This is a genomic window from Dietzia aerolata, assembly GCF_014144865.1.
GTDB classification, from domain to species: Bacteria; Actinomycetota; Actinomycetes; order Mycobacteriales; family Mycobacteriaceae; genus Dietzia; species Dietzia aerolata.
On record NZ_JAALDM010000194.1, the window covers coordinates 1 to 13,137 of the forward strand.

Here is a 13,137-nt window from a genome sequence, read left to right on the forward strand (position 1 = left end):
TGCCCCCGGTCACCCTGAGCTCCCTGGCAGCTCTCATCGCCGCGCGAACGGGGGCCGCCCCCGACCAGGCCGTCGTCACGTCCGCGCTCGACCTCGCCCACGAGTCCGGGCTGGCCCGGCTGGACCTGTCCCCCGGGGCCGCGGAGATCTTCTACCACTCCCCACTCCTGCGGGCAGCCGTGTTGCGGAGCCTCACCCCGAGCGCCCTGCTGGAGCTGCACGCGCTGGCCGCCGGTGTGGCCGAGCAGCGCGGTGACGTCGACGACGCTCTCGAGCACCGCGCCTCGGTGTCGACCGGGCCGGACCCGGACCTGTCCGAGCGGCTACGCGACCGCGCCCTCGAGCACGCCCGCGCCGGCCGCTGGAACGACGCCGGTCGCGCCTTCCTCACCGCGGCAGCCCTGGCCCCCGACACCGATACCGCGCGACGGCTACACATCGACGGCATCGACGCGCTCATCAACGCCGGTCGGATCAGCGAGGCACGCGACCTGTCCCACGCGCTCGAGCGGGTACGCCGGGACCCACGACGCGATGCCGTCCTGGGGTCACTCGCACTGCATCTCGGGCACGCCCGCGAGGCCGAGGCTCAGCTCGACCGCGCGCTCCACGCCGGGGCGGAGGAGAAGTCGAACGCCCCGGCCGCAGATCCGGTCCCACTCGAGTTGGCGCAGAAATATGTCGTCCACTCGCTGTGCGAATGGCGACCCGACCGCATCCGGCACTGGGCCGCGATCGTCACCGACAGCCCCACCCGGGACCGCCCCGAGATCGAGGAGGCCCGGGCCATCGAGCTCCTCGCCGGCGCGATCGACGGCAGTGGCTACACCGGTCCCCCGATCGACGATCAGCTCGCCGGGCTCGCCCCCGCGGTGGCCCAGCGTTTCGAGATGGCGACGGGATGGATCGCTCTCGCACGCGATGACGTGGAGAGCGCCCGGCGCCACCTGGGCTCCGCCGTCCCCACCGCTGACGTCTCCGGTTCCGCCCGCATCTCCCTGTGGGCCCAGGCCTGGCTCGCCCGGACCCTCACGATCCGGGGTGAATGGGACGACGCACTGCGGGTGGTCGACACCGCCGCGCGTCGCGTGGACGACCTGGAACTGGATCTGCTCGCCCCCGTCATCCACTGGTCCGGTGCCGTCATCCGCTCCATGCGGGGCGACCATCTCGGGGCCGCCGCCCACCTCCGCAGTCTCACCACCAGCATCGACGCCTACCCGGTCCAGGTCATCCCGTCAGCGATGGCCCGCATGCAGGTCGCCGCCGCGAGCGGTGACTACACCTCCGTCCGCCTTGCCGCCGAGCCACTCGTCGCCCTGTCCGAGTCGATGGACATCGACCAGCCCGGCTTCTGGCCCTGGCACGACCTGTACGCCCACGCACTCGTGCTGGGCGGCAGGCTCGACGAGGCCGAGTCACTCATCGGATCATCCGAGTCCCGGGCCGAAGCCCAGAGGCACCGCTCCACCCTCGCCCGTCTCGGCGCCGTCCGCGCCCGCATCGCCGCGGTGCGTGGGGACGTCGACGAGTGCAACCGAATCTTCCGACGCAGCCTCGAACACCTCGACGGACTGGCGATGCCCTACTACTCGGCCCGCATGCATTTCGGCTACGGGCAGACCCTGCGGCGGGCCGGCCGCCGCCGCGACGCGCACCTGGCCCTGGGCACCGCCCGCGACATCTACGAACAGCTCGGCGCACGCGCCTACGTCGAGCGCTGCGATCGGGAGCGTCGTGCCGGCGGCGTCGACGTCACCCGCACCGGCGGCAACAGCACCCTGACCCCGCAGGAGCGGGCCGTGGCCACGCTGGTCGCCGACGGCCGCACCAACGCCCAGGCGGCCGAGGAACTGTTCCTGTCCGTCAAGACCGTCCAGTACCACCTGACCCGCATCTACTCGAAGCTCGGCATCAACGGCCGGACCGAACTCGCGGTCTATGTCTCCCGCAACGCCGAGCCGTTCAGCCCCGACCCACCCGGAGACCTATGAGTAACAGCCACGACCTCCGCTCGCCCGCATCCCCGAACCGGGAGGCTGCGGCGAGTGCCGCCTCGCCCGGAGACGACGAGCGCAACCCCGCCCCGCCCGGCCGCCCTTCGCCGCGACGGGTCCTGGCCGACCTGGGGCCCCGGGAGTTCGCGAACGCACTCATCGCGCTCATCTTCTCCGCGACTGGGCCCGTGGCCGTGATTCTCACCGCCGGCGCGCAGGGCGACCTGTCCCCCGCCCAGCTGTCGTCGTGGATCTTCGGCGTGTTCTTCGCCAACGGTCTGCTCACCATCGCGATGAGCTGGCTGTACCGCACCCCGCTGGCGTTTTTCTGGACCATTCCCGGGACTGTCATCGTCGGGAACTCACTCGGTCATCTGGGCTGGTCCGAGGTCTTGGGCGCCTACATCGTGACCGGTCTGCTCATCGTGGCGGTGGGACTGTCCGGGCTCGCCCGCCGGCTCATGGACTGGATCCCGATGCCAATCATTATGGCGATGGTGGCCGGTGTCTTCCTCCAGTTCGGGCTCGGCCTGATCGACGCCGTCTGGACGTCCCTGTCAGTGGCGCTTCCGATGTCAATCGCCTTCGTCGTCGTCGGCGCCGTTCCGCGGCTTGCCCGCGTCTTTCCTCCCATCCTCGCGGCCATGTTCGTCGGGGTTTTCGCGGTGGTCCTGACCGGCGGACTCACGCGAGGGGTACTCGACGACGGTCTTGTGGCGGCCCCGTTACTCCAGGCCCCCGAGTTCACCCTGCGCGCGATCACCGAGCTCGTGGTCCCGCTGGCCATCACGGTGCTGGTGGTGCAGAACGGACAGGGCGTCGCCGTGCTGCGTGCCCGCGGCCATCATCCGCCCGTGTCGGCGTGCGCCACGGCGTCCGGCGTGTGGTCGCTTCTGGTCGCCCCGATCGGTGCCGTTTCCAGCTGCCTCACAGGACCGACCAACGCGCTGCTCGTGTCCTCCGGTGAGCGAGCGCGACACTATGCCGCGGCGATCGCATGCGGTGCCCTGGCCCTGATCGTGGGCATCCTCGCGCCGGCTTTCGTCGGGCTGAGTCTGGGCACTCCCGCAGCATTCATCGCCGCTCTCGGTGGACTGGCGATGCTCGCCCCGCTGCAGGGTTCGTTCGTCACCGCGTTCCGGACCGATCGTGCCCTCGGCCCGTTGATCTGTTTCCTCGTGACCGTCGCCGATGTCTCACTGCTGGGCATCTCCGCACCGTTCTGGGGCATCGTGCTGGGAATGGCCGTGACCGCACTGCTCGAACGGCGATCGTTGTCCTGACGGGCAGCCCGACGCTGAGGTCTTAATCACTCAGGCCGCCCCGCGATGTGCGAGGCGGCCTGAGGCTCTTGAGCGTGTGACGCGAAGTGCAGTGTCCTACGCGGACTTCTCTCGTGGCTCCTCATCCGAGGTAGGCACGATCGTCGGAAGGACGTTGTCGCGGACCGTCTCCCCGGTCACCACGACGCGGGCCACGTCGTCCCGGCCCGGGATGTCGTACATGACCGGCAGGAGGACTTCCTCCATGATGGCGCGCAGGCCACGGGCGCCGGTGCCTCGCAGGATGGCCTGGTCGGCTACCGCCTCGAGGGCATCGGTGGTGAATTCCAACTCCACCCCGTCCATGTCGAACAGTCGCGCATACTGCTTGACCAGTGCGTTCTTCGGCTCGGACAGGATGTTGACCAGTGCCTCGCGGTCCAGGCTGGTGACCGTCGCGACCACCGGCAGGCGGCCGATGAACTCCGGGATGAGCCCGAACTTGACCAGGTCCTCCGGCATGACCTCGGAGAAATTGTCGGTGGTGTCGAGCTCGGTCTTGCTCGCGACCTCGGCACCGAATCCCAGACCCTTGCGACCGACACGGTCGCCGACGATCTTCTCCAGGCCCTGGAAGGCACCGGCGACGATGAACAACACGTTGGACGTGTCGATCTGGATGAACTCCTGGTGCGGATGCTTGCGGCCGCCCTGCGGGGGAACCGAGGCCTGCGTGCCCTCGAGGATCTTCAGCAGCGCCTGCTGGACGCCCTCACCCGAGACGTCGCGGGTGATCGACGGGTTCTCCGCCTTGCGGGCGATCTTGTCGACCTCGTCGATGTAGATGATGCCCATCTCGGCACGCTTGGTGTCGTAGTCCGCGGCCTGGATGAGCTTGAGGAGAATGTTCTCGACATCCTCGCCGACGTAGCCGGCCTCCGTCAGTGCCGTGGCATCGGCGATCGCGAACGGGACGTTGAGCATCTTGGCCAGCGTCTGCGCGAGGTAGGTCTTGCCGCAGCCGGTAGGGCCGAGCATTAGGATGTTGGACTTAGCCAACTCCACGTTGTCACCGCGACCGAGGGACGCGCCCACCCGAATGCGCTTGTAGTGGTTGTAGACGGCCACCGCGAGATTGCGCTTGGCGGGGTCCTGCCCCACCACGTACTCGTCGAGGAATGCGTGGATCTCGGCCGGCTTCGGAAGCTCCTCGAGGCCGGACTCCTGCGCGTCCTCGACCTCGGACTCGATGATCTCGTTGCACAGCTCGATGCACTCGTCGCAGATGTAGACCCCGGGGCCGGCGATCAGCTTCTTGACCTGCTTCTGGCTCTTTCCACAGAAGGAGCACTTCAGAAGGTCTCCGCTCTCACCTACACGTGCCATGAGTCTTACGTCCTCGCAATCCAGGGGCGCCGATGTCCACCCCCAACTCGACGGTACGCGCAGCCGGTCGAAAAGCCGACCCCTGCGCGATCAATCCATTGCACCCGACGGCGCGCCACTACCCGTAGCGGCGCGCCGTCGAGACCTCAGTTGCTCGCCGACAGCTTGCGGTAGTCGAAGACGGTGTCAATGATCCCGTACTCCTTGGCCTCCTCGGCCGTGAGGATCTTGTCGCGGTCGGTGTCCTTGCGCACCTGGTCCGCGTCCACGCCGGTGTGCCGCGCCAGCGTGGTCTCCATGAGGCGACGCATGCGCTCGATCTCAGCCGCTTGGATCTCCAGGTCCGAGACCTGTCCCTGCATACCGCCGGTGGCGGGCTGGTGGATCAGGATGCGCGCGTTGGGCAGTGCGGCCCGCTTGCCGGGCGTGCCGGCCGCGAGCAGGATCGCCGCGGCGGAGGCAGCCTGACCCAGGCACACGGTGACGACGTCCGGGCGGACGTACTGCATCGTGTCGTAGATCGCCATCAGCGAGGTGAACGAGCCACCCGGCGAGTTGATGTACATCGTGATGTCACGATCCGGGTCCTGGCCCTCGAGGACCAGCAGCTGGGCCATGATGTCGTTCGCCGAGGCGTCGTCGACCTGGGTGCCCAGGAAGATGATGCGCTCTTCGAAGAGCTTGTTGTACGGGTTGGACTCCTTGACGCCGTAGCTGGAGTGCTCGACGAAGGACGGGAGGATGTACCGGGAGGACGGCATTGAGGTCATCTGGGACTCCGTTGCTCTGGTCTGGGATGGGCGGACGGCGGGATGAGTCCCGCGAGGGGCGGGCTCGATCACGACGGGGAGGTTCCGCCGGACTGCGACGCACGCTCGATGACATGGTCGACGAAGCCGTACTCCTTGGCCTCCTTCGCGGTGAACCACCGGTCACGATCGGAGTCCTCGGTGACCTGCTCAAAGGTCTGGCCGGTGTGCTGAGCGATGAGCTCGGCCATCTCCCGCTTGGTGGCCGCGAACTGCTCGGCCTGGATGGCGATGTCGGCTGCGGAGCCGCCGACGCCGGCCGAGGGCTGGTGCATCATGATCTTCGCGTGCGGCAGGGCGTAGCGCTTGCCCTTGGCACCGGCGGCCAACAGGAACTGACCCATCGAGGCGGCCAGCCCCATGCCGTAGGTGGCGACATCGCACTCGACGAACTGCATCGTGTCGTAGATCGCCATGCCCGCGGTGACCGAGCCACCGGGCGAGTTGATGTACATCGCGATATCCCGGGTGGGATCCTCGGCGGCCAGCAGCAGAATCTGGGCGCACAGCCGGTTGGCGATGTCGTCATCAACCTGGGAGCCGAGGAAGATGATGCGCTCTTGCAGAAGGCGCTCGTACACCGAGTCGCCCAGGCTGAGGCCATGCCCTCCCGGCGAGTTGAGGGCGGGCTGCGTCGAACTGGGCTTGGCCGCTGAACCGTTCTGTGCCACGGGGAACCTACCTTCGCTCATCGTGATCGCCGCTGATGCAGCGCCCGGCCGACCGGTGGCCGGGAAACCGTTACGTCAAACACTAACCAACTACACCGACGGAACCGTCCCGCCGGGGCGGGTGTTCGCTCTCAGCGTCGGTCCGGTGCCGCCGCGGAGCCCCACACGCCCACCCCGGGCGGCCTGAGATTCGCTGAAGAACTCACCCCATCGTGTGAGCCCGGCCGACCCAGGCCTGCTCCACCAATGCCGAAGGCCGGCCACTGTCGCACAGTGGCCGGCCTTCTTCAGCCTGGGACGGAGACCTCGCGGGCCCCGTCCGGAGGACTTACTCCTCGGTGGTCGCCTCGTCGGCGGCAGCCTCGTCGTTGGTCTCGTCAGCGTCAGCATCGACATCGGCGTCCTCGGCGGTGCCGAAGAACTCACTGGTGTCGACCGTGTTGCCCTCGGCGTCGACGACGGTGACCTGCTCGATCACGTCAGCGAGAGCCTTGGAGCGACGCACGTCGGCGAACAGCGACCCGAGCTGGTTGGCCTGCTGGATCTGCTGGATGAACTGGTTGGGGTCCATGCCGTAGCGCTGCGCCTGGAACATGATGTGCTGCATGAGCTCGTCCTGCGACACCTCGGTGTTCGCCTCCTCGGCCACCTGGTCCAGCAGGAGCTGGCTGCGGATGGCGCGGGCGGCGGCCTCGCGGGTCTCGGCGTCGAACGTCTCGCGGTCCGTGCCCTCGGCCTCAAGCATGGTGTTGATCATCTCGTCGTTGTGCGCGGCGTCGCCGAAGATCTGGTGCAGCTGCTGGTGCGCTTCGTTCTCGACGATGGCGTCCGGGGTCGGGACGTCGGCGGCCTCGAGGATGGCCTCGAGAACCTTGTCGCGGATCTCACCGGCGAGGCCGGCCTTGGCCTGCTCGGCGACCTTCTCGACCAGATCGGCACGCAGCTCGTCGAGGGTGTCGAACTCGCTCGCCATCTGCGCGAACTCGTCGTCGGCCTCGGGGAGCTCGCGCTCCTTGACGGACTGCACGGTGACGGTGACGACCGCTTCCTGGCCCGCGAAATCTCCGGCGACGAGCGAGGAGGTGAACTCCTTCGACTCGCCGGCCTGCAGCCCCTCGGCGGCCTCGTCGAGACCCTCGATCAGGGTGCCGGAGCCGAGCTCGTAGGACAGCCCCTCGGTGGAGGCGTCCTCGACCGGCTCGCCGTCAACCGTGGCGGCCAGGTCGACGGACAGGAAGTCGCCCTTGGTGGCGCCACGCTCGACGCCCTTGAGGGTGCCGAAGCGAGCGCGCAGGTTGTCGAGCTCGGCATCGACCGCGGCATCGTCGGTCTCGGGCGCCTCGACGGTGACCTTGAGCTCGGAGAAGTTCGGCAGCTCGAGCTCGGGGCGGACGTCGACCTCGGCCGTGAACTCCACGACATCGTTGTCCTCGAGCTTGGTGACCTCGACCTCCGGCTGCGCCAGGACCTTGAGGTCATGCTCGTCGATGGCCTCCGAGTAGCGGGCCGGGATCATGTCGTTGATGACCTGCTCGAGCACGGCCGGACGACCGATCCGCGACTCCAGGAGCTTGGCCGGAGCCTTGCCCTTACGGAAACCGGGAATGTTGACCTGGCCAGCGAGGGCCTTGTAGGCCTTGGCGAAATCCGGCTCGAGCTCCGCGAACGGCACCTCGACGGTGACCTTGACCCGGGTCGGGTTCAGCTGCTCGACAGTGCTCTTCACGGTGATGCTCTCCTAGAAAGTCTTCGGGGATTGGTACGTCGTTTTTCCACTGGTCGGGATGACAGGATTCGAACCTGCGACCCTCCGCTCCCAAAGCGGATGCGCTACCAAGCTGCGCCACATCCCGGTGAGTCGCGCGGCCGGCCTTCCCACGTCATGCGAGGGAAACCTACCGAGCCGCCAAACCAACTTGCCCAGTGTACGACAGGCCTCACCTGGCGCCGATTCCGAGTTCAAGCCCCGGGAGTTGGGGCCTCCGGCACCGTCCGGTATTGTTGGCGGAGCACGGATGAGATCAGGCCTAAAACGCCAGGTCACGCCGTGGATGCGGGTGTAGCTTAATGGTAAAGCCTCTGCCTTCCAAGCAGAATACGCGGGTTCGATTCCCGTCACCCGCTCCATCAGATGCCCCGTTCCCACCGGTCACCGGCGGGAGCGGGGCATCGCCCGTTTCGAGCCTCAGGCCACCCCGCGCCACACTGCCGCAGACATGGGCGCGAGCGGTCCGGCGATGAGCGGCGGCTACCGGCGCGCCCGCCCCGCCTGACAGCTCGGGCACCAGAACAGCGTGCGCGCCTCCATCGTCTCCAGCGCGATCTCGTCGCCGCACACGCGGCAGGCCCAGCCGTCGCGTTGATAGACGTAGTTGCGCGGCCGGTCTTCGCCGCGCCGCGGCAGGTCACCGTAGTCGTGCTCGGCGCGGATCGTGTGGATGTGCCCGGTGTCGACGCCGATCGCCATCATCGCGACGAGGTCGTCCCACAGCTGGCGGAATTCGGCCTCGCTGATCGAGGTGCCCGGCCGGAACGGGTCGAGTCCTGCACGGAACAGCACCTCGGCGCGGTAGACGTTCCCGACGCCGGCGAGGACCTTCTGATCCATGAGCAGTGCGCCGATCGGCCGGGTGCTGCGCCGGATCCGGTCCCACGCACGCTCGGGATCCGCGTGGGGGTCGAGCGGGTCGGGGCCGAGCCGTGCGCGGACGGCAGCGACGTCGTCGTCGTCAATAACGTCGCACCGCGTGGGTCCGCGCAGGTCCACTACGTGCGCCGAACCAACGGCGCCCGGCTCCACCACCCCGACGCCCGGCCCCCCGGGTACCTCGCCGCGCTCCCCCGCCCCGTCGACGCGCATCCGCACCTGCCCGACCGGCGCGGGCGGCGCCGCACCGTCGGGGACGACATAGGTGTTGAAGAAGCCGTAGAGACCGAGGTGGATGTGGACCGTCAGGCCACCCTCGTAGTGGTGGAAGAGGTGCTTGCCCGTCGCCGTCGCGCGGTCGAAGTACCGTCCGTCGACAACGACGCTGTCGACGAATCGGCCCTGCGGGCTGGAGACACGGACGGGCCCGCCTGCGAAATAGTCGGTGTGCAGGCGGGCCAGTCGATGAAGGGTGTGCCCCTCCGGCATGGTCGTTGACTCCGGGCTCAGGCCCCGGGGACCTCTGGCGCCACGCCGGTGCGCTCGTACTCGGCGAGGATGTCGATGCGGCGCTGGTGGCGCTCGGCCTCGGACCAGGCCTGGTCGAGGAAGGCGTCGACGATCGCGAGGGCCTCTTCGCGGGAGTGCATGCGGCCACCGATGCCGATGAGCTGGGCGTTGTTGTGCTCGCGGGCCAGGCGCGCGGTCTCCACGCTCCAGGCCAGCGCGCAGCGGGCGCCGGGCACCTTGTTGGCGGCGATCTGCTCACCGTTGCCCGAACCGCCCAGCACGATGCCGAGGCTGCCGGGGTCGGCGACGACCTTGGCGGCGGCGTCGATGCAGAAAGCCGGGTAGTCGTCCTCGGCGTCGTAGGTGTGGGCGCCACAGTCGACGACCTCGTGGCCCGCGGCCTCGAGGTGCTCGGCAATGGCGTTCTTGGTCTCGAAGCCAGCGTGGTCCGCTCCCAGGTAGATGCGCATGCGGACGATTCTGCCACGCGCGCCCGGCGCCGAGGTCGAGCGGTGGAGCCGGGCCGGCGCGGTCAGGGCCGCAGGCCGACGATCATCGTTCCCGGCGCCGAGCCCGTCGCGTCAGAAAATCCCACGTCCCGGTAGAGACGCGTGGCCGGATTCCCGTTCTCCACGCTGAGGCTGACCCGCCGGATGTCGCGTTTCCGCGCGGCGAGGAACGCCTCCTCGAGCAGCAGTCGACCGATCCCCACCCCGCGGTATCCGGGCCACACGCACACGCTCAACTCGGGAACCCCGTCGGCGACGTATCCGTAGCCGGGATCGGAAGCGTCGAGGAAGAGCAGCCAGACCACGCCCACCGCGCGGCCGCCGATCTCCGCGACCAGCCCGAAGTCGCCCCTGCCCGGATGGAGCACGGTGTAATGCGCGAGTGAGCGATCCGCCAACACCCCGGCATCGTCCACGCGTTCCTCGCCGGTCCAGTTGACGTTGAGACGGGTCGCCTCGAGCAGCAGCACGGCGGTGTCGTCGTCGTCGTAAAATTCCAGGTCGCGCAGCTCCACGGTGACCTCTCCCCCGCGCCGACCCGCGGGGCGGTGATCTCCGGCGGGATCGGACGGGGGCATCGGAGGGACCTCAGTCGAACCGCGGGTCTTCGGTGCGGGAGCGCTTGATCTCGAAGAAGTACGGGTAGTCGGCCAGCGTCACGGCGCCGTCGAAGATCGTGCCGGCCTCCTCGCCGCGCGGGATGCGGGTGATCACGGGGCCGAAGAAGGCGGTGCCGTTGACGTGCAGGACCGGGGTGCCCACCTCGTCGCCGACCGGATCCATGCCCTTGTGGTGGGAGGCCTTGAGCGCCTCGTCGTACTCGGTCGACGTGGCGGCCTCGGCGAGGTCGACGTCCAGCCCGGCGGCCGCGAGGGCCTCACCGATCACGGTCGGATCCGTGATCCCGCGGCCCTCGTCGTGGATGCGGGTGCCCAGCTCGGTGTAGAGCGCGCCGAGCACGTCCTGGCCGTGGCGCTCGGCGGCGGCGATCGCCACGCGCACCGGACCCCAGCCGAGCTTCATCTTCTCCAGGTAGTCCTCGGGCAGGTCGCGGCCGTCGTTGAGCACCGACAGGCTCATGACGTTCCAGGTCAGGGTGATGTCGCGGACCTTCTCGACCTCGAGGATCCACCGGCTGGTCACCCAGGCGAACGGGCACAGGGGGTCAAACCAGAAGTCGACGGTGGCGGGAGCGGACGGGTCACTCGTTGTCATGACTCCCATCTTCCCGATCCGGCACGGTCGCCGCCACACGCGCCCGCGCGCCGGGGTGGGTGGTAGACCTGAAGTCGTAGCCGTTCCCCGCGCCGCCCCGCGCGCCGCCGCACGGCCTCACCGCACAGTTCCGTCCCCCGCGCCGCCCGCCCCGTCCCCCAAGGAACCGAGGATCTCGCCATGCGTTCGCTCAACCTCACCCGCGCCGATGCCGCCCAGCGGGCCGATCTGATCGACGTCGACTCGTACGAGGTGGAGATCGATCTCACCGATGGCGCCGGAGGTCCGGGCGTCGAGCGGTTCCGGTCGCGCACCGTGGTGCGGTTCACCGCGCGCGCCGGCGCGGAGACGTTTATTGACCTGCGCGACGCGGTGATCCGCTCGGCGGTCCTCAACGGGCGGGAGATGTTCCCGGCCGGGGAGGGAAAGAATTATGACGACGACGACGGGCTCATCCTGACCGGCCTGCAGGATTCCAATGAACTCGTCGTGGACGCCGATCTGGCGTATACGACCACCGGCGAGGGATTGCATCGCATGGTCGACCCGGCCGACGGGGAGGTGTACCTTTACTCGCAGTTCGAGACGGCCGACGCCAAGCGCGTGTTCGCGTGCTTCGACCAGCCGGACCTCAAGGCCACCTACACGCTGACCGTCACCGCGCCGGAGAACTGGGTCGTGGTGGCCAATACCCCCGCCGAGGAGTCGCCCGCCGAGGGCGGTGGCGTGGTGCACCGGTTCGCCCCCACCGAGATCATGTCGACCTATCTGGTGGCGCTCATCGCCGGCCCGTACCACGTGGCGGAGGACGCCTACACCGACGAGCACGGCACCATCCCTCTACGTCTGTTGTGCCGCGCGTCGCTGGCGCCGTTCCTCGACGCCGAGCGCCTGTTCGCCGAGACCAAGGAGGGCTTCGGCTTCTACCACCGCGAGTTCGGGCGGCCCTACGCGTTCGGCAAGTACGACCAGATCTTCGTCCCCGAGTTCAACGCCGGTGCGATGGAGAACTCCGGCGCGGTGACGTTCCTCGAGGACTACGTGTTCCGCTCCCGCGTGACCGGCTACCGCTACGAACGTCGCAACGAGACGCTGCTGCACGAGATGGCGCACATGTGGTTCGGCAACCTGGTGACCATGCGCTGGTGGGACGACCTCTGGCTCAACGAGTCCTTCGCCACCTTCGCCTCGGTCCTGGCCCAGGTCGACGCCACGCAGTACACCGACGCGTGGACCACCTTCGCCAACGTGGAGAAGTCCTGGGCCTACCGCCAGGACCAGCTGCCGTCGACCCACCCCGTCGCCGCCGACATGACGGACCTCGAGACGGTCGAGGCCAACTTCGACGGCATCACCTACGCCAAGGGCGCCTCGGTACTCAAGCAGCTCGTGGCGTACGTGGGCCGCGAGCCGTTCCTCGCCGGGCTCCGCGCCTACTTCACCGAGCACGCCTTCGGCAACGCCCAGTTCGACGACCTCCTGGGAGCACTCGAGAAGTCCTCCGGCCGCGACCTTTCGGGCTGGGCGGACCAGTGGCTGCGCACCACGGGCATCAACCCGATCTCGGTGGAGGTCGCCACCTCCGGCACCGAGGACGACGACGCCGACTCGACCATCACCGAACTCACCGTCGTCCAGGGGCCCGCGACCCCCGGCGCCGGTGAACTGCGCACACACCGCATCGGCGTCGGGCTGTACAGCCGTGACGCATCCGGCGCGCTCATCCGCACCGCCCGGACCGAACTGGACATCTCCGGCGACCGGACGATCGTGCCCGACCTCGCGGGCCAGCCGGTACCGGACCTGGTCCTGCCCAACGACGACGACCTCACCTACTGCTCCGTCCGCCTCGACGAGCGCTCGACGGCCACCGTCCTCGACTCGCTGGAGGACATCTCCGACTCGCTGGCCCGCACGCTGAGCTGGTCGGCGCTGTGGGAGATGACGCGCTCGGCCCGGCTGCCCGCACGCCGGTTCGTCGAGGTGGTCTCCCGCGCCGCCCCGCGCGAACCGCACATCGGCGTGGTCCAGCGCGTACTCAGCCAGGCGCAGACCGCGCTGGCCCGCTACGCCGACCCCGACTGGGCCGCGGCCACCGGCTGGAAGACGTTCTCCCGCGCGATGCTGGAGG

The 13,137-nt window shown here is 68.8% G+C and carries 11 protein-coding genes and 2 tRNA genes; 4 read left to right on the forward strand and 9 right to left on the reverse strand.

What is annotated here, in order from left to right:
* Both G6016_RS11610 and G6016_RS11615 read left to right on the forward strand, forming a co-directional pair.
* On the forward strand, positions 1–1,994 hold a 1,994-nt coding region (locus G6016_RS11610), incomplete at its 5' end, for a helix-turn-helix domain-containing protein (RefSeq protein ID WP_182632807.1).
* Entirely contained in the window at positions 1,991–3,280 is a 1,290-nt protein-coding gene (locus tag G6016_RS11615) for a benzoate/H(+) symporter BenE family transporter (protein WP_182632808.1), read from the forward strand. The genes G6016_RS11610 and G6016_RS11615, both read left to right, overlap by 4 nt.
* A 96-nt stretch (positions 3,281–3,376) precedes the next feature.
* Here the strand turns inward: G6016_RS11615 and clpX are convergent, their stop codons facing one another.
* From clpX to G6016_RS11640, 5 genes are all read right to left on the reverse strand, one after another.
* The gene (gene clpX, locus G6016_RS11620) at positions 3,377–4,645 is read right to left on the reverse strand and encodes an ATP-dependent Clp protease ATP-binding subunit ClpX (protein WP_182632809.1); all 1,269 of its coding nucleotides are present in this window, start codon (positions 4,643–4,645) and stop codon (positions 3,377–3,379) included.
* A gap of 146 nt (positions 4,646–4,791) precedes the next feature.
* Positions 4,792–5,415, reverse strand: a complete 624-nt coding sequence (locus G6016_RS11625) for an ATP-dependent Clp protease proteolytic subunit (protein ID WP_182632810.1) — start codon at positions 5,413–5,415, stop codon at positions 4,792–4,794.
* Between the two features lie 68 nt (positions 5,416–5,483).
* Complete coding sequence (locus G6016_RS11630) at positions 5,484–6,047, reverse strand: ATP-dependent Clp protease proteolytic subunit (protein WP_182632817.1); 564 nt, start codon at positions 6,045–6,047, stop codon at positions 5,484–5,486.
* Positions 6,048–6,453: 406 nt separating this feature from the next.
* A complete protein-coding gene (tig, locus tag G6016_RS11635; RefSeq protein WP_182632811.1) occupies positions 6,454–7,851 on the reverse strand; it encodes a trigger factor in 1,398 nt (465 codons plus the stop codon).
* A 50-nt stretch (positions 7,852–7,901) separates the two neighbouring features.
* A tRNA-Pro gene (locus G6016_RS11640) sits at positions 7,902–7,978 on the reverse strand.
* A 200-nt stretch (positions 7,979–8,178) separates the two neighbouring features.
* Between G6016_RS11640 and G6016_RS11645 the strand changes: the two genes are divergently transcribed.
* Positions 8,179–8,252, forward strand: a tRNA-Gly gene (locus tag G6016_RS11645).
* A 121-nt stretch (positions 8,253–8,373) separates the two neighbouring features.
* Here G6016_RS11645 and G6016_RS11650 read toward each other — a convergent pair.
* The 4 genes from G6016_RS11650 to G6016_RS11665 all read right to left on the reverse strand — a co-directional run bounded on the left by G6016_RS11650 (position 8,374) and on the right by G6016_RS11665 (position 11,006).
* Positions 8,374–9,261, reverse strand: a complete 888-nt coding sequence (locus tag G6016_RS11650) for an Fpg/Nei family DNA glycosylase (RefSeq protein WP_182632812.1) — start codon at positions 9,259–9,261, stop codon at positions 8,374–8,376.
* A 17-nt stretch (positions 9,262–9,278) separates the two neighbouring features.
* Positions 9,279–9,752, reverse strand: coding sequence for a ribose-5-phosphate isomerase (locus G6016_RS11655; protein WP_182632813.1), 474 nt, complete (start codon positions 9,750–9,752; stop codon positions 9,279–9,281).
* A gap of 62 nt (positions 9,753–9,814) precedes the next feature.
* A complete protein-coding gene (locus G6016_RS11660; RefSeq protein WP_182632814.1) occupies positions 9,815–10,369 on the reverse strand; it encodes a GNAT family N-acetyltransferase in 555 nt (184 codons plus the stop codon).
* Positions 10,370–10,379: 10 nt separating this feature from the next.
* Positions 10,380–11,006 carry a mycothiol-dependent nitroreductase Rv2466c family protein gene (locus tag G6016_RS11665; protein ID WP_182632815.1) on the reverse strand — a complete coding sequence of 209 codons (627 nt, stop codon included), beginning with the start codon at positions 11,004–11,006 and terminating at the stop codon, positions 10,380–10,382.
* A gap of 180 nt (positions 11,007–11,186) precedes the next feature.
* Here G6016_RS11665 and pepN point away from each other — a divergent pair.
* On the forward strand, positions 11,187–13,137 hold a 1,951-nt coding region (gene pepN, locus G6016_RS11670), incomplete at its 3' end, for an aminopeptidase N (RefSeq protein WP_182632816.1).

Bases quoted from the DNA above. Each gene is read 5' to 3' on its own strand.
- G6016_RS11655 (WP_182632813.1), bottom strand. From the start codon at position 9,752: ATGCGCATCTACCTGGGAGCGGACCACGCTGGCTTCGAGACCAAGAAC.
- G6016_RS11650 (WP_182632812.1), bottom strand. From the start codon at position 9,261: ATGCCGGAGGGGCACACCCTTCATCGACTGGCCCGCCTGCACACCGAC.
- clpX (WP_182632809.1), bottom strand. From the start codon at position 4,645: ATGGCACGTGTAGGTGAGAGCGGAGACCTTCTGAAGTGCTCCTTCTGT.
- G6016_RS11615 (WP_182632808.1), top strand. From the start codon at position 1,991: ATGAGTAACAGCCACGACCTCCGCTCGCCCGCATCCCCGAACCGGGAG.
- G6016_RS11625 (WP_182632810.1), bottom strand. From the start codon at position 5,415: ATGACCTCAATGCCGTCCTCCCGGTACATCCTCCCGTCCTTCGTCGAG.
- G6016_RS11665 (WP_182632815.1), bottom strand. From the start codon at position 11,006: ATGACAACGAGTGACCCGTCCGCTCCCGCCACCGTCGACTTCTGGTTT.
- G6016_RS11660 (WP_182632814.1), bottom strand. From the start codon at position 10,369: ATGCCCCCGTCCGATCCCGCCGGAGATCACCGCCCCGCGGGTCGGCGC.